Source organism: Pseudodesulfovibrio sp. 7M6 (genome assembly GCF_050058625.1).
Lineage (GTDB): Bacteria > Desulfobacterota > Desulfovibrionia > Desulfovibrionales > Desulfovibrionaceae > Pseudodesulfovibrio > Pseudodesulfovibrio salinus.
In genome coordinates, this window is the sequence record NZ_CP188816.1 from 3,856,689 (window position 1) to 3,882,581 (window position 25,893).

Below are 25,893 nucleotides of genomic sequence, written 5' to 3' on the forward strand. Positions count from 1 at the left end.
GTCTGACGAGAATGTGAAATTTCAGCCGGTTAGTCCGTGGGGGAATCTATGAGCCAATCCGGCACCGTTCTGGGCCGTCCCGAGGGGAAGATAGACCGCCTTATCACGTTGCCGTTCTCCAAGTCCCTGGAGATCAGCTTCAAGTCGTTGCGCGTGCGTTTTTTCCGTTCCATGATCACCATTTCCAGCCTGGTGCTGGCCGTGGCCTTTCTCGCCTTTGTCCTGGTCAATCTGGACATCGCCTCCGGCTTGCTCTCACACGGCGGCCGTGATGCGATCCGCACCCTGTCTCAGGCCGGGTACGACGTGGACCCGACAGGACTGGTCGTGGCCATGTCCGCCAAGGAGCGGTGGATCGTCCTGCTCTCGCTTTTGGTCTGCACCGTGGGCATCATCAACGCCCAGCTCATGTCCGTCACCGAGCGGTTCCCGGAGATCGGCGTCATGAAGTGCCTGGGCGCGCTGGACTCCATGATCCTCAAACTTTTCATGCTGGAAGCGGGAATGCAGGGCCTTGCCGGAGCCGTTACCGGCGCGGTGGTCGGTGCAATCTGTTCCCTCCTTACCGGTTGGGTCCGTTTCGGTTCCGGCGCATTGGCCGGGCTGCCCTGGGGCGCGGCCCTGGAGTCGGTGGGCATTGCCGTGCTCGGCGGTTGCGCGCTCAGTCTGCTCGGCGTGCTCTATCCCGCCTGGCTTGCGGCCCGCATGGAACCCATCAAGGCGATCCGGTCCGAACACTGAGAAAAGCAAAGAATAATGGTCGGATGAGAAACTATTTTGTACTGTCCGCATCTGGAATGAAGTCATGAGCGAAGAAAAACGTACCATTGTCCGCGTCATCGGCGTCCGCAAGACCTTCACCATGGGCACCCAGACCCTGGAGGCGCTCAAGGGCGTGGACCTGGAAATATACGCAGGCGAATACGTCTCCATCATGGGCCCTTCCGGGTCGGGAAAGTCCACGCTCTTCAACATGATCGGCGGGCTGGACAAGCCCACGGACGGCAAGGTGTTCATCGACGAGGTGGACATCTCCCAGCTGGACGCCTACGAGCTGGCCTGGCTGCGCAACCGCAAGATCGGCTACATCTTTCAGACCTTCAATCTCATCCCGGTGATGACCGCCCTGGAGAACGTGACCCTGCCCATGACCTTTGCGGGCATGAACGCGGACGACGCCCAGGAGAAGGGCATCGAACTGCTCAAGCTGGTGGGGCTGGGCAAGCGGTTTCAGCACAAGCCCCTGGAGCTTTCCGGCGGCCAGCAGCAGCGCGTGGCCGTGGCCCGCTCCCTGGCCAACGACCCGGCCATCATCCTGGCCGACGAACCCACCGGCAACCTGGACCTCACCACGGGCGAGGAGATCATCGAACTGCTCCAGCAACTTTCTTCCGAGCGGGGCGTCACCATCATCTCCGCCACCCACGATTACAAGATGCTCAACGTGTCCGACCGTGTGGTCTGGGTGCGCGACGGCATGGTGGACCGCGTGGAGCTGCGCGAGGAACTGGACATCACCATCGGCGGTATCGGCGAAAAGCTCACCGGCCACAAACAGGAGCCCCACGGGGCATAGCGCATGATGCGTCGGCTGGTCCTCCTGCTACTGGCGGTCCTCGTTCTGGCCGCCCCCGCATCGGCCCGTGCGGACGGGACGGAGTTCCTGCGCCGCCTTGCCGCTTTGGGCGACAGGTCCATCGGCACCGAGGGCGCGGCCAAAGCCGCGGATATGGTGGAGGCCGAGTTTCGTCGCCTGTTCCCGAACGCGGTCATCGGGCGGCAGTCCTTCCACGTGCCGCAGACCGTGCAGTCCGGCGCCGTGCTGACTTTGGCCGGATCGGGCCGGAGCATCGCCCTCAGGCAACTCCGGACCAATGCGCTTTCTCCGGGTGCCGTGGCCCCGCCGGGCATGGAGGGGCCGCTTCTCTATGCCGGAAACGGACGGGTCGTCGATTTTGACGGCATGGACGTGCACAACGCCGTGGTCCTCATGGACATGGACTCCGGCAAGAATTGGAACAACGCGGCCATGCTGGGTGCCCGCGCCATCATCTTCGTGGGCGCTGGGGGCGACGGCGGCCCGGCGCCACGGCCGCTCTTCGAATACAAGTTCGAGCTGACGCCCATCGACTTTCCCATGTTCTGGATGTCCCGCACCCAGGCGGACGAATTGCTCGGGCCGGAGGGGATACAGGGCAAGCCCCATCCCATCGGCGCGGCGCGGCTCACCTCCGGGTCGGTATGGCGCAACGTGCGCGGACACAATGTCTATTGCATGATTCAGGGCAGTGATCCCGAGCTTTCCAAACAGACGGTCATTGCCGAGGCCTTTTACGACGCCACCGGGCTGGTGGCCGGAGAGGCCCCCGGCGCGGACGAGGCCGTGTCCATCGCCACGCTCATGGACGCGGCGGCACGGTTTGCCAAAACGCCGCCCAAGCGGTCCGTGATGCTGCTGGCCACGGCGGGCAAGGCGCGCGCTCAGGCCGGGATGCGTGAATTCACCTGGGCCCTGGTGAGCAGGGGCAAGGACCTCAAGGAACGGCGCAACGCCCTGCGGGAGCGCAAGGCGGATGCCGTCCGCGCGCTGGAGATGCTGCGTTCGCCCGATCCCTTCGTTTTCCTGGCCGGGGAAAAGGACCGCGTCCTGCTCAAGGCCGCCTACAAGGTGGTGGTGCGCAACGCAGAGGACGACCTGACCGGCGATCTGATGCGGCTGCGCATGATGAGCGGCATGCATGAAGACATGCATATGGACAAGGCCGGTTCCCTGGGTATGATGGGCATGGGCCGGACCATGGGCATGGCACCCCTGTCCGGCATGGAGCGCGAGGCGCACATCAAGGAACTGGCGGACCGGCGCATGGCCCTCAAGCGGCTGAACTGGATCAGTTCCACCACTGCCGATTTTCCTCTGTCCGACACGGAACGCAAGGCCCTGCGGCCGTTCACGGCGCTGGCGGTCCTGCATCAGGCAGAGTTGCTGGAGGACGCGGCAGGACAGCTCGACGATCTACAAACCGCCCGCGACCTGCGCAACGCCATCGGCGACCGGTCCGTGGCGGCGCACGTCTCGCTCTATCTTTCCAGCCATGGCGACGGACTGGGCGGTTTCGACAAGGGGTGGCTGAACAACCTGCGGCCCACCGTGAACCGCACCGCCTTTTTCCGTCCTCTGGACGGGGTGATGAAGGGCGTTGTCCGCGCGCTGAAAAAGGAAGGCGCGCCCGAGGCCATGCTCTTCCGCGATACGCTCCGGCCCGGGAAGCGGGCCTGGCAGTCCTACCTGCCCGACAATCCGGAGCTGGGCGGCGAACCTATGGCCCTGGCGGGTTTCCCGGGCTTGACCCTGGCCACAGTGCACGACCTGCGCCCGGCCTGGGGCACACCCTACGACAAGCCGGGGCGCGTGAATTTTCCCTTTGTCGAAAAGCAGTCCCGGCTGGTGGGCGAATTGCTTTCCGCACTGGTCTCGCAGCCCATCGACGACGCCGGGCAGCGCGGCCAGAACAACTTCGTGACCCTTGAGGGACGGGCCAACCTGCTGCGCAAGGGCGAGGTGTTTCCGGACCGGCCCGGCACAGGCATGGTGGTTCTGGCCTTCCAGTGGAGTACTCTTAACTACGGTATGGTGGACACTGCCGGGCACTTCCGCATTCCCGGACTGGTCAGCAAGAAGGCCAGCTACCACAAGGCGGTGATCGAGGCCTTTCGGTTCAACGACCGGACCGGTCTGGCCGACTGGGCCATTGACAAGCCCAAGACCGGCAAGGACGCCTACCGCATCAAACTGAGCCGCAGGGTACAGGTCACGGACCTGACCCTTTTTGCCTGCACGCAGACCACGCTCTTCGACCTTTTCGACCCTCGCACCTTCAAGTTCCTCTACCGGCCAACCCTCATCGACAGCCGCACCGAGGCCCCGCCGGTCAGCTATTGGTACAGCCGCATGGATACCCGCCGCTCCACGCTGGGCACCCTGTTTCTGGAGCCGGACGTGCCCATCAAGCTGACTCTCTCCGACACTGTGCTGGACAAGAAGGTGCTGCTGCTCAATGCGGATGCAGACCATCCGCAGGGGCTGGGCTTCATCGCGCGGCAGTGGCCGGTCATTCCGCTGACCGAGTTCCGGGCCGCACGCGACATGTGGAATCTGCTCGGGCCGCGCATCGATAATCTGGAGGAGCGGGGCATCGTCAACGAGCGCATCCGCACCCTGCGCCGCCAGGGCGATGAGGACCTGCGCAACGCCGAAACCTATCGAGAGGCCCGCAAGTGGGACAAGTTCATCGAGTCGGCGCGTTCCTCTCTGGCCAAGGCTAGCCGGGTGTACAACGACGTGGACCGCACCCAGAAGGACGTGCTGGTGGGCGTGCTCTTCTACGTGGCCCTCTTTGTTCCCTTTGCCTACTGCATGGAGCGGCTCTTCTTTTCCTTTGTGGACATCAAGAAGCGGATCGGCGCGTTTCTCGGTTTCCTCGTGGCCATCATAGGGGTGATCTACTTTGTCCATCCCGCGTTCCAGCTGACCTATTCGCCGCTGGTGGTCATTCTGGCGTTTTTCATTCTGGCCCTGTCGTTTCTCGTCTCGCTCATCATCTTTTTCCGTTTCGAGCGCGAGATGGTGGAGCTGCAAAAGCGCTCCTCCCACGTCAAGCTTACCGGCATCAGCCCCATGGCCGCGTTCGGCGCGGCCTTCGTCCTGGGCGTGGGCAACCTCAAGCGGCGGCCTGTGCGCACCTTCCTGACCTTCGTCACCCTGGTCATCCTTACCTTCACCATCATGAACTTCACCACGGTCAAGTCCGTGCGCGAAAAAGGGTGGGCGCAGTTTAGCGACACCGCCACCTACACGGGGCGGATGCTCAAGTATTTCAACTGGCAGGACGTACCGCCCGAAGCGCTCTCCGTGGTGGAGAACACCTACGAGGGCAAGGGCGTGGTGGTGCCCCGCGTCTGGTACGATACCGGGCTGACGGCGGACAAGTCCCGCGCCCCGCGCATCCCGGTCATTCTGGGCAAGGCCGAGGCCCCGGCACGCGGCATGGTCGGCCTCTCCTGGCGCGAGCCTGAAGTGAGCGGGCTGTCCCGCATTCTGGTCAAAGGCCGCTGGTTCCGGCAGGGCGAACGGTTTGCCCTCATCCTGCCCGAGCGCATGGCCGAGGCCCTGAACGCGGACCCGGATGATCCCGCGCGCAACACCCTGGACGTGTGGGGCATTTCCTTCAAGCTGGTGGGCGTGTTTGCGGGTGACGGCCTGCGCAACAATCCGGACCTGGACGGTGAGCCGATGACGCCCATCATCTTCCCCAGCCAGGCCGCCACCCAGCTTTCGGATGTGGAGGCCGAGGCCATCGAGGACGGCGAGGACGTCATTTCCACCCAGTCCCGCTACCAGCACATCCCGGACGACGAGACCATACTGGTACCGGCCGAGATGCTGCTCTCCCTCGGCGCGGGCAAGCTCAAGGGCATCGCGGTCAAGCCGCAGACAAATTCCGCCGAGGTCTCCGGCGATCTGGGCGACCGCTTTGGGATGTTGCTCTTCCGCGGTTCGCCTTCCGGCACCTCACTCTATTTCGCCAACGACGCCGTCAACTATTCCGGCATGGCCAACATCCTGATTCCGCTCGCCATCTCCATCCTCATTGTGCTCAATACCATGATCGGCTCCGTCTATGAGCGCAAACCGGAGATCGCGGTCTACACCTCGGTGGGGTTGGCCCCGCCGCACGTGGCCTTCCTGTTCATTGCCGAGGCCTTGGCCTTTGCCATCATCTCCGTGGTGGTGGGGTATCTGCTGGCCCAGGGCTCGGCCGCTTTCCTGGCCGGAACGCCCCTGTGGGCGGGCATGACCGCCAACTATTCCTCCACAGCGGGTGTGGCCGCCATGGTTCTGGTCATCGGCGTGGTCCTCATTTCCGCCATCTATCCGGCCAAGGTCGCGGCCCGCATCGCCATCCCGGACGTCAACCGCTCCTGGTCCATGCCCAAGGCCGAAGGCGACCGGCTGACAGTGATCCTGCCCTTCCTGATCAAGATTCACGAGATGACCTCGGCCTGCGGGTTCCTGCAAGACTATTATCTGGCGCATCACGACATTTCCCACGGCGCGTTCAGCACCGACGACATGGTCTGCGAATATCTGGACCTCAAGGAAAACAAGTTGGAAGGAGGCGGGCATCGTCTTTCCATCCCGGACGACGTGTGCATCTCCATCGACCTGCGCGCCTGGCTCGCGCCTTTCGACTTCGGCGTGCGCCAGAAGGTGCAGCTTGTATTCTGCCCGTCCGAGCTCTACGCCGGTTTCCGGCAGATCAAGGTGATTCTGACACGTGAAGCCGGTGAGCAGAAGGCGTGGGAGAACCTGAACAAGACCTTCCTCAACGACTTGCGCAAGCAGTTGCTGGCCTGGCGCTCCCTGGACGACGAGGCTGTGGCCCACTACGCGGGCGAGGCGGACAAGCGGTTGCAACCCCTGGCCTCGGCCCTGATAGCGGAGGAGACGGCATGAACGGAAAAGTCCGGCTGCGCGGCCCGCTTATCGGGCTGATATTGGGCCTTGGCCTCTGTATCTTCACGCCCTGGAACAACACCATCGGCCACAACACGCCCCTTGGCGGCGGGCACTTTCCGCTCGCCCCGTTCTTCATCGTGGCCTGGATGTTCGTGCTCGACGCCCTTGGCGCGCGTCTGACCAAACGGGAGCCGGTCTTTTCCGGCACCGAGTTGCTGGTCGTCTGGCTCATCTGCGTCATCTTCACCTCCATCGGCTACGCAGGACTGTCCGAGACCTTTTTCGTCAACATCACCGCGCCCGACCGTTTTGCCGGAGACGCCTACCGCTGGACCGAGGTGCTGAAACCGCTGTTGCCCGCCTCCTGGTTCCCGTCCTCGGCCGACGCCGTACACCAGTTCTATCAGGGCATCCGGGGCGGCCGCGACATGGGCGTGCTCGACATCCTTGCCCGCATCCCCTGGGGCGTGTGGCTGCCCGTGCTCTCGGTCTGGGCCGTGTTTATCCTCGGCTCCTACTTCGTCATGGTCTGCCTCATGCTCCTCTTCGGCCGTCAGTGGGTGGTCAACGAGCGTGTCCTCTTCCCCCTGGTGCGCGTGCCCATGCTCATGGGGGAAGCCCTCGACCAGAAGCAGTTCCTCTCCTGGTGGTCCAACTCCTATCTGCTTATCGGCCTGCTCATCGCCGCGCTGATCCATCTCTGCAACGGGCTGCATTTCTACTATCCCTCGGTGCCCCAGCTGCCCACGCTGGTGCTGGCCGGAAACTATTTCCCCAAGTTCGGCCTCTTCTCCGGGTTCCACAAACTCAAGCTCTACGTCATCCCCGCCTTCATCGGCTTCGCCTTCCTGACCACGAGGCAGATTTCCTTCTCCATGTGGGGTTTCTACATCCTGGCAGGGCTGCTCTTCGGTGTTCTCTACGTCATGGGCTGGCAACTGCCCGAGGCCGCTCTCGGCACCACCCTCGGCCCAGACCTTGTACGGCCCGAAGGCGCGCAGACCATCGGGTCCTACATCATCTTCTTCCTCTTTCTCTTCTGGCTGGCACGCCATCATCTCAAGCAGACGCTGCTCGGCTTCCTCAAGCCCAAATGCAGCGAGGAGACCCCGCACGGCTCCGGCATGTTCGACTGCGTGCCCGGTGCCTGGCGGCCTTCCCCCTGGCCGCTGGTCGGTCTCTTCCTCGGCATGGCGTTGCTCTTCTGCTGGTGTCGATTCTTCGGCCTGCCCACTCTTGCCGCACTGTTGCTGCCCCTGGTCTTCCTGATTTTCATGCTCGTCACCAGCCGCCTCGTCTGCCAGGCCGGACTGCCGTACTTCACGCTCACCGCCGCGCCGTCCGATGCGCTCATGGGCTTTTTCGGCACCGGCTTTTTCGGTGCGGCGGGCATGGCCGCCACCGCCGTGATGCAGAAGGTCCTTTTCCTCGACGTGCGCGAGGCCGTTGGGCCCACGCTCTTCCACGGCGCGGCCATTCGGCAGCAGTCCAACCGGCGGGGTTTGATCCTCGCCGCCATCGGCGTCTCCCTCGTCCTCGCCCTGGCCGTGGCCTTCGCCACCATGCTTTTCCTCGGCTACAAGTACGGCTTGCGCGAACTTGGGCTGCAATGGGCCACCCAGACCGTGCTGGCCAACTACGAATCCGCGCAGCGGCTTATCGACCAGCCCGTAGGCCCCAACCAGTGGACCATCACCTACGCCGCCGCCGGTGCCGTGGTCATGGTCCTGCTCATCTTCTGCTACTACAAATTTCCCTGGTGGCCGCTGCATCCGCTCGGCTACCTCGCCTGCTATTCCACAGGGATGCAGATACTCTGGTTCCCCTTCTTCCTCGGCTGGCTGTGCAATCATCTGGTGCTCCACTACGGCGGAACCCGATTGTTCAACAAGGTTCGGTTCTTGTTCATCGGCCTCATCCTTGGCGATTTCCTCATGGGAGGCATATTTGCCGTCATAGGTCTGTTCAGCGACCAGAGCTACAACGTGTTTCCGCTGTAAGGAAGGGTGGCGGGACGCGAGAGAACAGAGCAGGGGAGCGCCTCGCCAGCGGGGCGTCTCCGACGGCCAGGGCGCTGCCCTGGACCTGCCAAGGGCCGAGGGCCCTTGGATCCCCATCGCCGCTGCGCGGGGCGGGCTGTCCGGTTGGAGTGGACCGGGGCGGTCATGCGGCGTTCGGAAGTCTTCGTCCGGTCCGTTTTCGCCCTTGCGGGACGAAAACGGACCGGACGAATCCTCCCGAACAGTGCCCGGGGGGAGAAAAAGAGTTTGTTTTTTTGAGTGATGGACTGGATGAATTGAGTTGAAGCGAAGGCCTGACCCCCTTTGACCCTCCCCGCGTAAGCGGAGCCAAAAAGCTTTGGATGAGGATGGGATGGGGGGTCCGGGGGGAAGGGAAGGGGAAACCTTTCCCGAAAGGTTTCCCCTTCCCTTCCCCCCGGCCGCCGGAGGCGCCCAATGTACGACGATAAAGAGCTGCAAGAATATAGAGACTTGATGAAGCCTCCCGAGAAATTCGAGGAGGGCTTTGACTGGAAGACGGTGGTCGGAGCCATTTTCATTGGCTTCCTGATGATGCCGGGTTCCATGTATTTGCAGCTGGTCATCGGCCAGGGCATCGGCCCGGCCGCGCGCTGGGTGACGATCATCCTGTTCGCGGAGATCGCCAAGCGGTCGTATACGCATTTGAAGGAACAGGAAATTTTCCTGTTGTACTATATGGCGGGCGCGGCGTTGGCGTCGCCGTTCCAGGGCTTGTTGTGGAACCAGTATATCGTGCAGTCGGACGCGGCGCGGATGTTGGGGCTGACCGAGTATATTCCGCACTGGGTGGCTCCGGCCCTGGGGTCGGGCTCGTATCTGGAACGCACCTTCCTGCATCGGGACTGGCTGGTGCCTATCCTGCTCTTGATTGGCTCGCAGCTGGTGCAGCGCATCGACCATTTCGGGCTGGGGTATTCGCTCTATCGCATCACGTCGGACGTGGAGAAGCTGCCGTTCCCCATGGCCCCGGTGGGCGCGTTGGGCACCATGGCCTTGGCTGAGTCTACCGAAGACCGCAAGACGGGTTGGAAGTGGCGGGTCTTTTCCATCGGCGGCGTCATCGGGCTGATTTTCGGATTTTTTTATGTGCTGTTGCCAGCGCTCTCCGGGCTGCTGTTTACCGAGCCGATCCGGCTGATCCCCATACCGTGGATCGAGTTGACGCAGCATACCGAGGATGTGTTGCCCGCCGTGGCAACCGGCATCCAGTTCGACCTCGGGCTGGTCTTTGTGGGCATGGTTTTGCCGTTCTGGGCGGTCATGGGCGGTCTGGTGGGGCTTATCATCACCATCATCGGCAACCCGATCCTGTATGCCCACGGCATCCTGCACCGCTGGCATCCGGGCATGGCCACGGTCGAGACCGTGTTTGCCAACAACTTTGATTTCTACATGAGTTTCGGCATCGGGCTGGGGCTTTCCATCGGTCTGGTTGGCGTCTATTACGTCATCAAATCCATGCGCAACAAGGATGGCAAGGGCGCGGACTTCCATGCCCTGTTCCATCCTCCGGCAGGGCGTGGGGATATCAATTTCTGGGTGTCCATCGGCATCTACGTCTTTTCCACCCTTTGCTACATCCTGTTTTGCGTCTGGCTGGTCCCGTCGTTCCCGTGGATTTTCTTTGTGCTCTACGGGTTCATCTACACGCCGATTATTTCCTACATCACGGCGCGCATGGAGGGTGTGGCCGGGCAGTTCGTGTCATTGCCCATGGTACGGGAATTCTCGTTCATCGCCGGAGCCAAGTTCTTTGGCTACCACGGCCTGGAGATATGGTACGCGCCCATTCCCATCCACAACTACGGCGAAGCCACGGTCCAGTTCCGGCAGATCGAGCTGACCGGTACCAGCCTGCGTGGTATCATCAAGGCGGAGATTCTGGTCTTCCCCATCGTCATGATCTCGTCCCTGCTTTTCTCCCAGTTCCTGTGGCAGCTTGCGCCCATTCCGTCGCCGGAATATCCGTTCGCCCAGGAACTGTGGCACCTTCAGGCGCTGAACAGCCTGCTCATGCAGACTTCCACGCTGGAAGGCAATTCGCTCTTCTTTCAGGCGCTCTCCGCACCCATCGTCCTTTCCGGCCTTGGTCTCGGGCTGGTCATGTACTCGGTGCTCAACGTGCTCGGCCTGCCCGTGCTGCTCGTCTACGGCGTGGTGCGCGGTCTGGGCCAGTCCACGCCGCACGGCATGATTCTGGAAGTCCTCGGCGCGATGCTCGGACGTTTTTATTTCCTGAAGAAATACGGCACCCAATGGCGATATTATGCCCCGGTTCTACTCGCGGGCTTCTCCTGCGGCATGGGCCTGACCGGCATGTTCGCCATGGGCTGCACCCTCATCCTCAAATCTTTGGGACGGCTGGCCTACTAGCACACCTCTCCCCCAAAAATGGGGGTGGAGGTTCAATCCTGCTCGTCAGCTTCACTTATCTAATAAAAACGTCCTTCGTGAGAAGGACGTTTTTATTTTGCGTCTTGTGCCGAGGCCTTGATGGGCATCCGATAAAGTGAAAAAGCCATGAAGGCTCCCCACATTTATTCTTTTGGTGCCTCATAGCTTTCAACCGACTGAGTCGGCAATTGGCTTGGCTACTGCTCAGGTCGATGATCCAAAACACTCTGGGGAACTTCCGGGATTTTATCGGGGCAAATCGCCATGAGCTTTATCTTGGCTTTTTTCCAACTCTCTTCCACAAAACAAAGCTTTGGCGGAATGGATCGAGTGGTGCTGTCAAAGAGGGTTATTTGAGTCCCATTGGCGGTGACGGGAAACATGTCGCCAAACCATTTGGCGCAATGTGCGTCCAGCCTGTGCCCTGCCGCCGAGGTCAACTCAACCTGACACCCGACAACCAGCCGTTCCGATTCTCCAGGTTTATTAATAAGCGCAACGATCACATGTTTGACATCCTCGCACCCGACGGGAAAAGGAGCGGGCTCACCTGCCAGCGCCTGACCAAGTGGACAGAGTGACAGTGTCAGGAAGAAAACAAGCTGCAATCGTAGGTTATTGTTCATATTCAATCTCATATTTCACCATGGTATTCGCGGCGCCTAATTGAATAATGTGGATGTTCCAAAAGACAGGTGTGTCTGTCAACGCGCTGAATGTAAAGGAAACCTCCTGCGCCAAGGTACGACTCTGGCGGTAGATTTTAAGCTTAAATGGGGTGCAGGGGTGCGAGCCCCTGCCCGCCGGAGGCGAAATCACCCGACCATCCCGCCGCAGGCGGCTTCCTCTCCTGCCTTTCCAAAAAAGAAGGGGAAAGCCGCCAGGCTTTCCCCTTCTTTTTTTTCCCATCGGAGAACTCTGCTTACAGAAACTGTCCGGTAGCCGAATTCTTGTCGGCCTTGATTTCCTCGGGCGTACCGGCCGCCACAATCCGGCCTCCGTTTTCGCCGCCGCCGGGGCCGAGGTCTATGACGTGGTCGGCCGCCTTGATGACGTCGATGTTGTGTTCGATGACGATGACAGTGGCGCCTTTGTCCACCAGGGCGTGCAGCACGCGGATGAGTTTGCCCACCTCATGCATGTGCAGGCCGGTGGTCGGCTCGTCCAGGATGTAGAGCGCGCCGGGCAGGTTCCGCTTGCCCAGTTCGCGGGATATCTTGATGCGTTGCGCCTCGCCGCCGGAGAGGGTGGTGGCGGGCTGGCCCAGCCGCAGGTATTCCAGGCCGACCTCGGCCAGCACGTCCAGCCTGCGCAGCAGCGGCGGGTGGTTGGCGAAGAACTCGCGCGCCTGGCGCACGGTCATGTCCAGCACGTCGGCGATGTTCTTGCCCCGGTATTCCACTTCCAGGGTCTGGGCGTTGTACCGCTTGCCCTTGCAGGTCTCGCAGGTGACGTAGACATCGGGCAGAAAGTGCATCTCCACCTTGATCTGGCCGTCGCCCTGGCACGCCTCGCAGCGGCCGCCCTTGACGTTGAAGGAAAAGCGTCCCGGCGCGTAGCCGCGCGTGCGCGCTTCCTTGGCCCCGGCGAATATCTTGCGGATCTCGTCGAAGATTTTGGTGTAGGTGGCCGGATTGGAGCGCGGGGTGCGGCCGATGGGCGTCTGGTCGATGGAGATGACCTTTTCAATCTGGTCCAGGCCTTCGATGCCGCCGATCTTGCCGGGGTTGTCCGCCTTGTTGCCCTGATGCAACTGGAGATGCTTGTAGAGCGAATCCATGACCAGTGACGACTTGCCGGAGCCGGAAACGCCGGTAACGCAGGTCATGACGCCGAGGGGAAATTCCACGTCCAGATTTTTGAGGTTGTTGGTCTCCACGCCCTTGAGCGCGATGTGCCCATTGGGCTTGCGCCGCGTCTCGGGCGGTTCGATGAACATGTCGCCGCGCAGGTATTTGCCGGTCAGGGTGTCTGCCTTGAGCAGCTTGGAGACCGGTCCCTGAAAGACCGCCTCGCCGCCGAGCCAGCCGGAGCCGGGGCCGATCTCGATGACGTGGTCCGCCTCGCGGATGGTCGGCTCGTCGTGCTCCACCACCAGCACGGTATTGCCGCGTGACTGGAGGGAGCGCAGGGTGTCGATGAGCCGCTGGTTGTCGCGCGGGTGCAGGCCGATGGACGGCTCGTCCAACACGTAGGTGACGCCCACCAGCCCGGAGCCGAGCTGGGAGGCGAGCCGGATGCGTTGGGCCTCGCCGCCGGAAAGGGTGGACATGTTCCGGCCAAGGGAAATGTACTCCAGCCCCACGTTGACCATGAAGCCGAGCTTGTGGGTCAGTTCCTTGAGCAACGGTTCGGAAATGAGGGTGTCCTGGCCCTTGAATTCCAGCCCTTGCAGCCATTCCAGGGCGGAGCTGATGGACATGGACACGAACTCGAACATGTTCACCCCGGCCACGCGCACGGCCAGAGCCTCGGGCCTGAGGCGCGCGCCGTTGCAGTCCGGGCAGGGCTTGGACTGCTGATAGCGCGCGGTCCAGTGGTCCCACACGCCGGATTGCTGCTGGCCGTATTCCAGCACCGGGACCACGCCGGGCCAGCCGATGCCGGGCTCGCCGTGGAACAGGTCGTCCCAGGCCTCGTAGGGGAAGTCGGCCAGGGGCGTATCCATGGTCAGGCCATGGTACTTGACCAGCTTTTGCAGGCCGGGACCGTACTGCCGCTGCCGGGTGGCGTTGTTCCAGGGGATGATGCCGCCCTCGTTCAGGGAAAGCCCCTTGTTGGGCGCGATGAGGTCCGGCTCGAAATATTCAACGGCCCCGATGCCGTTGCAGGTGGGGCAGGCCCCCTGCGGCGAGTTGAAGGAAAAGAGCTGCGGGGTCAGCCGGGGCATGGAGATGTTGCACTCCGGGCAGGTGGAGAGGGTGGACATGAAGGTGTCGCCCGGCGTGTCGCCGCCCACCTCGCTGACGATGAGGCGTTCGCCGCCCTGGGTCAGGGCCAGCTCCACGGAATCGGCCAGCCGTTTTTTGATGCCTTCCTTGATGACCAGCCGGTCCACCACCAGTTCGATAGTGTGTTTCTTTTTCTTGTCCAGCTCCGGTACGTCGTCCAGGCCATAGATCTGGCCACCAATGCGCACGCGCACGAATCCTTCCTTGCGCAGCTTGGCGAGGAGGTCCTTGTGCGTGCCCTTCTGGTGCTCCACCAGCGGGGCCAGGAGCATCAGCTTGGTGCCCTCCGGCTTGGCCGCGATGATGTCCACTATGCGGTCCGTGGTCTGGGCCTCGATGGGCCTGCCGCATTTGGGGCAGTAGAACTTGCCCAGCCGGGCGTAGAACACGCGCAGGAAGTCGTAGACCTCCGTGACCGTGCCCACCGTGGAGCGCGGGTTGCGCGTGGCGGTCTGCTGCTCCAGCGAGATGGCCGGGGAGAGCCCCTCCACCTTGTCCACGTCCGGTTTGTCCATTTGGGGCAAAAACTGGCGGGCATAGGCCGAGAGCGACTCGACATACCGGCGTTGCCCCTCGGCATAGACGATGTCGAAGGCGAGCGTGGACTTGCCGGACCCGGACGGACCGCAGACCACGACCAGCTTGTCGCGGGGGATGTCCAGGGTCAGGTTTTTCAGATTGTGGTGGCGGGCACCCTCTATGTGAATGGCGTCGTGAGCGGATTTTTGCATCACGGGAGGATAACCATTCTCAGGTGGATGGCAAGGCCGGAGATGCAAGGATCTGGCGTCAATTCGCGGCATGGGGCTGCCCGATTTCCTCTTTCGGGCAGAGAGCCGGTGGAATCGTTTACAATCGGGAACCGGGTGGGTATGATAAAAATTGAAGACAAAGCCAAACCCGTCGCGAGGCGGGGACGGAAAGCCACGGGTCTCCCCACACCCCTGCACCGGAAAGGGGAGGCGGCCGGGTTGCCGGATCGTCGGCCGGGGGTGCTCACATCAAGGCCCCCAGCCGTCAGTGCGGCTTCCACAATTTGTCAGGAGGAAGCTATGGGTAAAGCAGAGTCTGCCGAAAACGGCGGCAGCGAAGCCACAACCAAAAAGGACGGGAGCCTGTTCAAGGTCTCGCCCTATATGGTCATTCCATCCCGCGTGGGCGGGTTCTCCCTGTACCTCAAGCAGGACCAGAACTACGTCCTCTATGCCGAAAAGGGCGAACTCTTCACCGACGAGCACAAGAACCGGCTCAGTCGGCTTGATGTCGAGCATCTCTACATCAAGACCGAAGACTATGCCTTCTACGCCAAGTACGTGCAGGACAACATCCAGGAATTGCTCGACGACGAGACCATCCCCGTGCGCGAGCGCGCCCGAGCCTGGAACGACGCCACCGTGGCCCTGGCCCGGGAGGCCTTCGACAAGAATCTGCCCGGCCATATCGACAAGCGCCGGTTCCGCAAAATCCAGTCGCTCATCGCCAAGTCGCTCAAGTTCCTGGCCCGCGAGGATGCCCTCAGGGAACTCGCCCGGTTCATCACCGAAGGGGACGAACTCTTCAAGCACGGCATCGCCGTCATGGTCATGACCATCAGCGTGCTCAGCACATTTGTGCACGAGGACGCGGACCTTCTCGTCTCGGTAGGCATGGGCGCCATGCTGCACGATATCGGCAAGCTCGAACTGCCGCAGGAAATTTTTCGTCGCAGGCCCGATGCCCTGAGCCAGCAGGATAAGGACATGATCCACTCCCATCCCGCCCTCGGCGTCGGCCTTTGCTCCTCCCTGCCGCTGCCGCAGGAAACGCTCCAGTGCATCCTCTTCCACCATGAGCGCGAAGACGGCTCCGGCTACCCCTCGGGCGGAAACGGCGAACTGCTGCCCGCCTACGTCAAGGCCCTCGCCCTCTGCAACGAATACGACAACCTCACCAGAGGACCCCTTATCCCGGGACGCAAAACTCTCACGCCCTTCGAAGCCCTCACCCGTATCAAGCAGTGCCGAGGTGCCTATGATCCCGACATGCTCAAACGCCTCATTGCCGTTCTCTCGCAAGCCGACCTCGCCCAGGTAACGCTCTAATCTAGCCCGGGGATGGGCAGAGGGAGGCCTCCGGCGGCGCTTGCCAGCGGGGCGTCTCCGACGGCCCTACCGGGGGTCGCCTTCGGCGGGACCAGGGCGCTGCCCTGGACCTGCTTAAGGCCGAGGGCCTTAAGAATCCCATTTCCGCTTTCGCGGGGGCGTAGCCTGTCCGGACGTCCCATGCCTGCGGTGACGGACGGTTCCGCCACCGTGCCGGGTAACGGTTTGAGGCGAAAAAAGCGGGGCGTAATACGTGCTGCTTATCGTTTTGGTGTCAGCCGCTTTTTTCGCCCCAAACCGGGAGGGGGTTAAAAGAAGAGGAAGCAAAGTTGCTTTTGGGAAAAACAAATCTTCACATGGCTACTGTCCGTGAAGATTTGAGGAATGCGCTTTTCGTCCCGAGAGGGCGAAAAGCGCATTCCTCAAAGATTTACGGACGCCGTACAGCCGGTACCAGTCATAGCTCGCGCCAACTCGTCCATCCTCACAAGCTCCTACCCCGCGCAGCGGCGAAAGGGATCCAAGGGCCTCAGCCCTTGGCAGGTCCAGGGCAGCGCCCTGGTCTCCCTGAAGGGGCCGCCGGAGGCTCTCCCTATGCCCGTTTCAGCGCGGCGGTTATCAATCCTGCGCCGATGAGCGCGGAGCCGCCGACGCGGTTGACGGTTTTCATGGTTCGCGGGTTGGTCACGGCGGTGCGTGCCTTGGCGGCGAGCAGGGCGTAGAGCGCGGCGTTGACGATGGCGAGGGAGACGAAGGTGGTGCCGAGCAGGAGCTGCTGGGGCAGGACCGGGGCGGCGTGGTTGATGAACTGGGGCATGAACGCGCAGAAGAAGGCGATGGATTTCGGGTTGGTGGCGGTGACGGCAAAGGCTCGCCAGACATCGGCGCGGCCGGAGGCGGGGCGCATGTGGGCGAGGGAGGCGGCGAGTTCTGGCTTGGCGCGCCATGTTTTGATGCCGAGGTAGATGAGATAGGCGGCGCCGATCCACTTGAGGATGGAGAAGAGGGCGGCGGAGGTGGCAAGGAGCGCACCGAGCCCGGCCAGGGAGGCGGTCATGGCCACGGTATCGCCCAGGCCGACGCCCAGGGCCAGCGGCAGGGCGGCGCGCTTGCCGGAGGTCAGCGAGCAACTGACCACGAGCATGATGGTCGGGCCGGGGATGACGAGCACGATGATGGTGGCGGCGAGAAAGGCGAGGTAGGTTTCCGGGGTCATGGAGCTGTTTCCTTGGAATGGTTGGGGTTATCCGGCCACGGGGGAGCCTGCCAGGGGTGAGGAAGCGGTTTCCTCGGTTTCGTAGGGCAGGATGAAGAAAAACTCGTTGCCGCACTCGTTGTGGGTGTAGCCGACCTTGCCGCCGTGGAGTTCGACCACCTGGCGGCAGAAGTAGAGGCCCCTGCCGGTGCCGCGCTCATGGGCCACGTTGTCCGCGCGAAATCCGGGGCGGAAGACGTCCATGGGGTCCTTGAGGTCCAGGGGCTTGCCGGATGTGATCAGGTTGAGGCGGACGCCGGGCTTGCCGGGGCCGAAGGCGTCGGGCACCACCTGCCAGCCGTAGAAGACGGCCTTGCCGGTCCGGCCGTCGGGCAGTGGGGCGACCTGGGTGTATTTCACGGCATTGGACACGAAGTTGGCAAAGACCTGGGAGATGAGTCCCCGGTCCATGCTGAAGCGGACGGGCTCCAGCATTTTTTCCTCGCATTCCTTGCCCGACATGCCGCTGATCTCGATGCCGCGTTCCTCCAGGCGTTGGCGGTAGCGTTCTATTTGCGGCTCGATGACACCGGTGAGCAGGTCGGCATCGTGCTTGACCAGAACGTAGCGGCCTTCCTCGAAGTGGCGTCGGCGCAGCAGGGTTTCGAGGAACATGGAGGTGGTCTCGTAGTGGCGGTAGATTTCCTGATACTGCGTTTCGATGGCGGCGGCGGTGACGGCCAGCCGGTTGCCCTCGTTTATGTCCGACTCGCTGCCGGTCCGGCCAAGGGCGGCGAGAACCTTGCCCGTTGATACGTGGAGGTCCTCGATGCGCCTTTTCAGACGGTTGAAATAGAGCTTGAAGTACATGTTGGGCACGATGACGTTGTGCCCGATGTCCTGCACCATGGACTTGATGAAGCTCAGGTGCTCCCGGTTGTGGGCGCGGATGATGCGCTGGTGGAGCTGGTAGCCGATGCGGTTGACGTATTTTTCCAGAAAGAGCTGTTCGTGTCCCTTGAGCATGGAGCAGGGGAAGATTTCGAAACAGCCCAGAATGTTGTGCGGAGGGACGAAGGAGAGCAGGTCCGTGTATTCCGGGTTGCAGGGAATGGGAATGAAGATGGAGTTGTTGCTGATCACCACGTTTGGGCCGAGCTCCTCGTCCCAAGTGCGGGTGCGTTCCATCTCGCACTCGCCTGTGGAGCATCCGGCAAGGACAAAGGTGTCCTCAGTTTCCAGAATGTAGAGACGGCTCTCCAGCCCGAAGAGCACGCGGGGGATCATGAGGCAGGCTGAGTAGAACATTTCCCGGCCCCGGAATTCCTGCGCGAGGTCGAAAAACACATTCAGGGCGAGGACCTGGCGGGGGGAGAAATCGTATCCCTCGTAGTCGTCCAGCTTGTCCTCAATGCGGTCGATGACGTATTGCAGCCGTTCTTCCCGGCTGTCGAAGTCCTGGCTGTTGATTTTTTCCCGGCGGCTTGCCGCCGGATCGTCCGGAGTGGTCATACCTCCTCCATTCGGTCTGGTGCCGTTATACGCGATTGTCTTCAACATACATTCTGAACGGGAACAGCACAAGCGGGCCCTGACTTGGTTCTGTAAAAAAAGGCCGCAGGAATTTCCTGCGGCCTTTTTGCCTTGTTGAGGGGATTAGCGCACGTGGTGGATCATGTCCTCCATGCTCTCCATGTGGCAGACGGTACAATTCCCGTTTGCGCCGATGGAGCGGGGGATGCCCTGGTACTGCATGGGCCCGATGTTGTCCCGGTTCTTTCCGTACTTGTTGACGGTGGGGTAGTTGGCGTGCGGGCTGTTGTGGCAGGCTATGCACACCAGCGATCCGGTGCCGTCCTTGGTGAAGCGGTAGAGGCCGGAGCCGTCCTTGGTCCACTTGTTGAAGGCCACGGCCGTAGCCTTGTCGGGCAACTTGCCGCTCTCCACGTGGCAGGTGGCGCAATCCGGCTCCTGCATCCATGGCAGGCGCGGGTTGATGGCCTCGACGCTTTCGCCCAGGCGCGGCTTCAGGTTGGCCATGAGCCGCTTGGCGCCCTTCTTGCCAGCCTCGTCCTCATGCTTGAGCAGGGCGAGGGCGTGGTCTTCCATGTAGCCGTGGCAGCGCACACAGCCGATGTCCGCTTCTCCGTGGGTGCCGCGCAGGCACCGGGTGGGGCCGTCCGGTCGGTTGGGGTGGCAGTATGCGCACGCCTCGGAGCCGCGACCGGCCAGGAAGTTGGCGTGGAAGCCGTGCAGGGCGGCGGGCAGGTTGAGCAGCTCGGGGTTGCCCTTGGCACCCAGTACCGGGTCGGGGTGGCAGCTCTGGCAGAGCTGGGGCGTTGCCCCCTTGGCCTTGGCCACCAGTTCGGTGTTGCTCAACCTGTCGTGAGCCACGAGAACGTCCCGTCCGGTCTCGTTCGAGATACCGGCCAGGTTGTCCACCTTCCAGGGACCACCGTGGCAGTTCTTGCAGCCCATTTCCGTAGCCGTGGGGGCCACGGTCCGGGTCTCGGCCAGGAGCTTGCCGTTTTCGTCGTGCGCCTGGACGGTGAAGATGGGATACGGATTGTATCCGCCGCGTTCCGGATAGGGCTTGACCGGAATCAGGGCGGCCTCGAACCAGTTGTGGTCCTCGTGGAACTTCATTGAGCCCCTGAGCCCGTTGCCGGACAAGCCGATGTTGTTTTCCGGCTGGGTGCCGAACAGGCTTTTGGCGTGTTTCCAGAAGTCGCAGACCTTGGACGGATTTTCGAATCCGGGTTCGACAAAGTAGGTCAGTTTGACGCCGGAGGTGACAACCTCGGGCACGTCGCCCCGCCTGATGAGCTGGGCGAAGATGTCGTTGGCCGGGGGCAGGAGCACCCACTCGGCGTAGCAGTCCGAGATGCAGTGCATCCCCAGGTTGTTCCAGGCCAGCAGGACATATTCCGCATTTTCCTTGTCAAAGGCGGGGATATCCACGGGCAGATCCTTGCCCGCAAAGGGGATGTTGCCCGGCTTGCCGCCGTGCAGCCCGTCCACGATGTAGGTGGCCAGGGCCATCCGCTCATCCGTATTGCCCGCAAAGGGCGGCATCATGCGCTGTATCTTGCCTATGCCGGATATCTTGGAGTCCATGCCGATGATGGGATACTTTTCCGTCAGCGGCATGATGTCGTTCATGGGTCCGCCGATGGAGTGGCACGGCGAGCACTGCATCTGGTAGAGTTCCCTGCCCACCTGCAACCGGTTGGCGTCGGTCACCTCCTTGTCCGAAACCCATCTGGAAGAGGGCAGAATGCCGGTTTTTTCGTACAGGGCCACATCCGCTTTGCGAATCTGGGTGGAGTACATGTAGTCGTGGATCAGGTACGGCTTGCGTGCGGCCTCGCGCAGGAATTCGAAGGAGCCGAGGAAGCAGAAGCCGACCACCAGCAGCACTGTGGAAAGGACCACGCGCGCGCCTTTCGGCAGGCGGACGATCATGACCGCACCGACCACGAAGGTCGCGGCTGCGAAGATCGGGATCAGCTCGTAGAATTGCGAGATGCGGGCCGCTTTGAGCGTCAGGCGCTGCAAGGCTTCGGGCGGCAGCACGGCCAGGTACCACCAGCCGAAGAGCACGGCCAGGATGACCGGGATGACGGTCCAGCTCACGCAGGCGCGGTATACGGACTCGCGCGCCTCGTCGTTCGGGATGCGGTGGGCGGTGATGAAGCCGAACAATCCGGCGATCATGGCGGCCATGGCGGTGCGGAAGAAGAGCGAGGGCCAGAAGGAAGGATTGAAGAATCCGGCCCAGAATCCGCCGCTTTCCAGCCAGCCGCCGGGGGTCAGCATGAAGCCGATGATGCCGTTGATGAAGAACAGCGACAGCCATGCGAAGATGAAGTAGAGCCAGCCGACGATCATATGGTCCCGGCGCGACATCTTTTCGAACCGGTAGTGATAAATGATCAGGGCTACAATTTCAGCCAGAAAGCAGACCCACTCGGCCGCCCATCCGAACACGAAGATGTGGATGAGCGTGGAGGTCGCCTCGGGTGCGAGCACCGATATGGTGATCCAGATGCCCACGCCGGTCATGCCGCCGAAGACCATGGTCAGGAGCAGGAAAAATTTGGTGTGTCTCTTCACGTAGTCCAGGATGGCCGGGGATTCCTTCTTGTAGGCCATGGATTCGAAAAACGGCAGGAAGAATCCGCCGCCCACCGCGAAATGGGCCACGAAGACATGGAAGACGGCGATGAGGGCGATGAAGAAACCGCCGCCGTAGGTGGTGAGTTCCCAGATAGGATATTGCATTGCCTAGCCCTCCTTGTGGCCGGACGCGAGCTTGAGCATGTAGGCGATTGCCGCCAGTCCCACCAGCAGGGTGACCAGGAAGAGGATTAAGGATGAGTATTCGCCCGTGACCTTCAGGTTGGTGGGGGAATACCAGGGCTCAAGCGTGGCTGTGCGAACCAGGGCGCGGACGCAGGCCATGGCCAGCACCGTCAGGGTGGTCCACATCGCTGCCGGGATGACTTTGCGCGTGATGCCTGCCATCAGGGCCGCCACGGAACAGGCAATGGCCACCAGCAGGGCGGTCGTCGCCAGGGTGGAGTCCCCCATAAATTTGAGCATGACCGTGCGGTCCAGCGAAATCAGCCACCACAACCCGGTGGCCATCTGGGCCAGGGTGAAGATGAAGAACGCCTTCATGCCCGATTCTATGGTCTCGGCGCTTCCGTCTCTCCCGGCGAATCGGGTGTAGACCGCCAGTCCCAGTCCTCCGACGGCCAGGGAGGCGAAGACGAAGTGCAGGAATCGCGGAGCAAATGTCGGGTCCGAAAAATTCAGGAACGTGCCCGCGCTGCCGCCTATGCCGACGGTCCATGCCGCGGGCCGGATCATCAGCGAAATCAAACTGCTCAGAATCACCCCGATACACAGCATGAGCACCAGCCCGAGGGCAAGGTAGCCGTTTCCGCCGCCCTTCTTCATGGCGTGCTGGTACAGGTAGAGCAGGTAATAGCCGCAGATGAGCAGTGCGGTGATTGCCATCCACCAGCCTGCGGAAAGAATCGAGCTGGTGTAGAACAGGTTGCCGTAGATGACCTGTAGAAAAAGTAGCGGCGCAACGCCGAAGTTGACCGTCAATGCGAATATGGACGGCAGTTTGCCTGAGAAAGCCTCCGCAGCCGGGGCCCGACGCCCCTTCATGTAGAGGACCAGAGCCGCTCCGCCCACCAGTACATTGACCATGATGATGTGCAAGGCGAAGGTCAGAATGTTGAGCCCCTCGAACCATGCCCAGGCAACGGGAATGGGATCGGGTGTGGGAATAAGTGCCCCGGGATTCATGCGTTCCTCCTTTTACTGCAGTGCACGAAAAAAAAGAAAACCTTTAACGCCCATAGCACATCCATACCAAATACACATTATAAATGGCGATATAGACTCCAGCGCACGCCCTCCACCCATGCGTTTACTGCCGGGCAATTTTATGCGAGAGTCCGCGCAATCAGCGCGACCGGGAGGAATAATGGAAAAGATCATACTGGTGCACGTCACCGGCGGGGACCGCCCCGGCCTGACCCACGAGCTCTCCGAAGTGCTCGCCGAATATGATGTGGATGTTCTGGATATCGGCCAGGTCGTCATCCATAACTTCCTTACCCTCGGCATCCTCATCCGGCTGCGTTCCGATTCCCAGCCCGTGCTCAAGGACCTGCTCTTCAAGGCCCACGAAATGGGCGTGACCCTGCGTCTGCATCCCCTGGGCGAGGCCGACTACGACACTTGGGTCCGGGCCGCCGACAAGCAGCGTCACATCATCACCCTGCTCGCCCGCGCTCTTACCTCCAAGCAGATAGCCGCCGTCACCCGCATAGCCAGCGACGCCGGACTGAACATCGATACCATCCACCGCCTTTCCGGCCGCGTGCCTCTCGGACAGGGGGAAATACAGACCTCCAGCGCCTGCGTGGAGTTTACCGTGCGCGGCACGCCCAGGGACATGGCGGCCATCCGTTCGAGCTTCCTGGAAATTTCAGCCGACCTGGAAGCGGATATCGCCTTTCAGGAAGATAATCTCTTCCGGCGCAATCGCCGTCTCGTCGCCTTTGACATGGACTCCACCCTCATCCAGGCCGAGGTCATCGACGAGCTGGCCAAGGAGGCCGGGGTGGGCGATCAGGTGGCCGCCATCACCGAATCCGCCATGCGCGGCGAACTGGACTTCCAGCAGTCCCTGCGCAAGCGTCTTTCCCTGCTCGAAGGACTGGATGTTTCGGTGCTGGACAAGGTGGCCGCGCGTCTGCCCATGACCGAAGGGGCCGAGCGCCTCATCTCCACCCTCAAGAATGTGGGCTACACCATCGCCATCCTTTCCGGCGGCTTCACCTACTTCGGCAATATCCTCAAGGAACGGTTCGGCATCGACTACGTGTACGCCAACGAGCTGGAGATCAAGGACGGCAAGCTCACCGGCAAACCCGTGGGCCAGATTGTGGACGCCACGCGCAAGGCCGACCTGCTTCAGGAAATAGCGGCCAAGGAAAACATCTCGCTTCAGCAGGTCATAGCCGTGGGCGACGGTGCCAACGATCTGCCCATGCTCAACCTGGCCGGACTCGGCATCGCCTTCCACGCCAAGCCCAAGGTCAAACAGGGCGCCCGCCAGTCCATCTCCACCCTCGGTCTGGACTCCATCCTCTATCTGATAGGACTCAGCGACCGGGAAATGGAGTAGGTGGGAGAATTCCTCCGGCGGCTCAGGAACCTTTGGATTCGCCCCGTCCCGGGGTTCACCGCTGGCAAAGCCAGCGTCCAAATCCGCTGTTCTGCGAATTTGTGGAAAAAGGTTCTTGAGAATCTCCAAAACTTTTTGTATTCGCTTCGCTGTCCAGCGCGGACCAGTGAAAATAGTGACGACAGGCTGCTGTAGCTCAATCGGTAGAGCGCATCCTTGGTAAGGATGAGGTAGGCGGTTCAATCCCGCCCAGCAGCTCCATATATATGCAAAACGCCCTTCTCGCGAAGGGCGTTTCGTTTTTTTGGGGGGGACGTTCATTTCGGGCTCGTCGTGTGAGGCGGGGTGCACGTCCCGGACAATTTCTGTCGAATCCTTTGCATTACTCCGAAATTGTTGAAAATCGGTAGAGATGCTTGAATCGGTGTTTGGCGTGGCCCCCCATTTCAATCGTGGCGGTAGGAATAATCATACTCGGGAAGCGGAATCTGACAGTATGTTGGGAAGTATCGTTCGAAAGACATGAATGGAGGAGGAGCGACAATCCGTCGCCGTATGCCTGATGAACAAACCCTAACCAAGAGGTTGCATCCATGAGTTATTCCACCGTCAATCCGTACACCGGCGAAACCGTTGCCACTTTTGACAACGCCACCGATGCCGAAGTCGCCGGGGCCCTGGACAATGCGCAGGCGGCTTTCGAGTCCTGGAGCAAGTCCTCCTTTGCCGACCGGGCGGCCGTCATGCATGCGGCCGCCGAAATCATGCGCAAGGAAAAATCGGAATTTGCCAGGTTGCTGACTCTTGAGATGGGCAAGGTCACGGCCGAGGCCGAGGCAGAAGTCGATCTGTCCGCTGATATATTCGATTACTACGCCAAACACGCTGAAAAACAGCTGGCCCCCAGGAAGCTGGATGTGGACCCGGCGACCAAGGGAGACTACTACCTCCTGGCCGAGCCGTTGGGCGTGCTGCTGGCCATCGAGCCGTGGAACTTCCCCTATTATCAGGTGGCACGGATCATCGCGCCCCAGCTTTCCGCCGGAAACACCCTGCTGCTCAAGCACGCCTCCATCGTGCCCCAGTCCGCCGCAGCCATGGAAAAGCTGATGGCCCGGGCCGGGCTCCCCGCCGGTGCGTTCAAGAACCTCTACGCCACCCGCGATCAGTTGGAGACCATCATCACTGATCCGCGCGTCCGCGGCGTGGCCCTGACCGGTTCCGAGAAGGCCGGTGCCGTGGTTGCCACCCAGGCTGCCAAGGCGTTGAAGAAGTCCACCCTGGAGCTGGGCGGCAACGATGCCTTTGTTGTGCTGGCCGACGCCGATCTGGACAAGACCGTCAATTGGGGTGTGTTCGGGCGGCACTGGAACGGCGGACAGGTCTGCTGTTCCTCCAAGCGGATGATCATTGTCGACGAGCTGTACGATCGGTACCGGGAAAAATATATCAAGGGCGTTGAGGGCCTCAAGGCGGGCGATCCCTTTGATCCCTCCACCACGCTGGCCCCCCTCTCCTCCCAGGAGGCTGCGGACCAGCTTAAGGAAAAGATAGCCGAGGCCGTGAAGTTCGGTGCCAAGGCGACCGAGGTCGGTCCCAAGGTGCCGGATCAGGGCGCGTTCGTGCAGCCCACCATCCTGGAAGATGTGGGGCCGGACAATCCGGCCCGCTACTGGGAGTTCTTCGGGCCTGTGTCCATGCTCATTCGGGCCAAGGACGAGGACGACGCCGTGGCCATTGCCAACGACTCCCCGTTCGGCCTCGGAGGATCGGTTTTTTCCTCCGACCTGAAGCACGGCGAAGCGGTTGCCCGCAGGATTTCCACCGGCATGGTCTTCGTCAACCGTCCGACCATGGTCAAGGCGGACATCCCCTTCGGCGGCATACGCAATTCCGGCTATGGCCGCGAGCTGCTGGACCTCGGTATCAAGGAGTTCGTCAATCACAAGGTGGTCGGCGTGGTCGATATCGACGGCGACTTCTAGACGTACAACATCG

14 protein-coding genes, 1 tRNA gene and 1 riboswitch are annotated in these 25,893 nt (G+C 61.7%); of the genes, 9 read left to right on the forward strand and 6 right to left on the reverse strand.

What is annotated here, in order from left to right:
• Positions 1-48 precede the first annotated feature (48 nt).
• From ACI0FG_RS17875 to ACI0FG_RS17895, 5 genes are all read left to right on the forward strand, one after another.
• Positions 49-741: an ABC transporter permease gene (locus tag ACI0FG_RS17875; RefSeq protein ID WP_419786372.1), complete on the forward strand. Its 693-nt coding sequence runs from the start codon at positions 49-51 to the stop codon at positions 739-741.
• Positions 742-805: 64 nt separating this feature from the next.
• Positions 806-1,576 carry an ABC transporter ATP-binding protein gene (locus ACI0FG_RS17880; RefSeq protein ID WP_419786373.1) on the forward strand — a complete coding sequence of 257 codons (771 nt, stop codon included), beginning with the start codon at positions 806-808 and terminating at the stop codon, positions 1,574-1,576.
• A 3-nt stretch (positions 1,577-1,579) separates the two neighbouring features.
• On the forward strand, positions 1,580-6,514 hold the full coding sequence (locus ACI0FG_RS17885; RefSeq protein WP_419786374.1) for an FtsX-like permease family protein: 4,935 nt from the start codon (positions 1,580-1,582) through the stop codon (positions 6,512-6,514).
• Positions 6,511-8,517 carry a DUF6785 family protein gene (locus ACI0FG_RS17890; RefSeq protein WP_419786375.1) on the forward strand — a complete coding sequence of 669 codons (2,007 nt, stop codon included), beginning with the start codon at positions 6,511-6,513 and terminating at the stop codon, positions 8,515-8,517. Before ACI0FG_RS17885 ends, ACI0FG_RS17890 begins: the two co-directional genes overlap by 4 nt.
• 456 nt (positions 8,518-8,973) lie before the next feature.
• Entirely contained in the window at positions 8,974-10,932 is a 1,959-nt protein-coding gene (locus ACI0FG_RS17895; protein WP_419786376.1) for a peptide transporter, read from the forward strand.
• Between the two features lie 218 nt (positions 10,933-11,150).
• Here ACI0FG_RS17895 and ACI0FG_RS17900 read toward each other — a convergent pair whose 3' ends face one another.
• Positions 11,151-11,579, reverse strand: coding sequence for a hypothetical protein (locus ACI0FG_RS17900; RefSeq protein ID WP_419786377.1), 429 nt, complete (start codon positions 11,577-11,579; stop codon positions 11,151-11,153).
• 296 nt (positions 11,580-11,875) lie between these two features.
• On the reverse strand, positions 11,876-14,635 hold the full coding sequence (uvrA, locus tag ACI0FG_RS17905; protein ID WP_419788412.1) for an excinuclease ABC subunit UvrA: 2,760 nt from the start codon (positions 14,633-14,635) through the stop codon (positions 11,876-11,878).
• A gap of 152 nt (positions 14,636-14,787) precedes the next feature.
• Positions 14,788-14,883, forward strand: a riboswitch (cyclic di-GMP riboswitch).
• 73 nt (positions 14,884-14,956) lie between these two features.
• On the opposite strand from uvrA, the gene ACI0FG_RS17910 reads away from it, so the two are divergent.
• On the forward strand, positions 14,957-15,985 hold the full coding sequence (locus tag ACI0FG_RS17910; protein WP_419786378.1) for an HD-GYP domain-containing protein: 1,029 nt from the start codon (positions 14,957-14,959) through the stop codon (positions 15,983-15,985).
• A gap of 592 nt (positions 15,986-16,577) precedes the next feature.
• On the opposite strand, the gene ACI0FG_RS17915 is transcribed toward ACI0FG_RS17910, so the two are convergent.
• The 4 genes from ACI0FG_RS17915 to ACI0FG_RS17930 form a co-directional block, all read right to left on the reverse strand.
• Positions 16,578-17,201: a LysE family translocator gene (locus ACI0FG_RS17915; protein WP_419786379.1), complete on the reverse strand. Its 624-nt coding sequence runs from the start codon at positions 17,199-17,201 to the stop codon at positions 16,578-16,580.
• A 27-nt stretch (positions 17,202-17,228) separates the two neighbouring features.
• Positions 17,229-18,692, reverse strand: coding sequence for a sensor histidine kinase (locus tag ACI0FG_RS17920; RefSeq protein ID WP_419786380.1), 1,464 nt, complete (start codon positions 18,690-18,692; stop codon positions 17,229-17,231).
• A gap of 144 nt (positions 18,693-18,836) precedes the next feature.
• Positions 18,837-21,464, reverse strand: coding sequence for a cytochrome ubiquinol oxidase subunit I (locus ACI0FG_RS17925; protein WP_419786381.1), 2,628 nt, complete (start codon positions 21,462-21,464; stop codon positions 18,837-18,839).
• A 3-nt stretch (positions 21,465-21,467) separates the two neighbouring features.
• Positions 21,468-22,505, reverse strand: a complete 1,038-nt coding sequence (locus ACI0FG_RS17930; RefSeq protein WP_419786382.1) for a hypothetical protein — start codon at positions 22,503-22,505, stop codon at positions 21,468-21,470.
• 181 nt (positions 22,506-22,686) lie between these two features.
• On the opposite strand from ACI0FG_RS17930, the gene serB reads away from it, so the two are divergent.
• The 3 genes from serB to ACI0FG_RS17945 all read left to right on the forward strand — a co-directional run bounded on the left by serB (position 22,687) and on the right by ACI0FG_RS17945 (position 25,880).
• Complete coding sequence (serB, locus tag ACI0FG_RS17935; RefSeq protein ID WP_419786383.1) at positions 22,687-23,895, forward strand: phosphoserine phosphatase SerB; 1,209 nt, start codon at positions 22,687-22,689, stop codon at positions 23,893-23,895.
• 185 nt (positions 23,896-24,080) lie between these two features.
• Positions 24,081-24,156: transfer RNA gene (locus tag ACI0FG_RS17940), tRNA-Thr, on the forward strand.
• A 332-nt stretch (positions 24,157-24,488) separates the two neighbouring features.
• Entirely contained in the window at positions 24,489-25,880 is a 1,392-nt protein-coding gene (locus tag ACI0FG_RS17945) for an NAD-dependent succinate-semialdehyde dehydrogenase (protein WP_419786384.1), read from the forward strand.
• Positions 25,881-25,893: the final 13 nt, after the last annotated feature.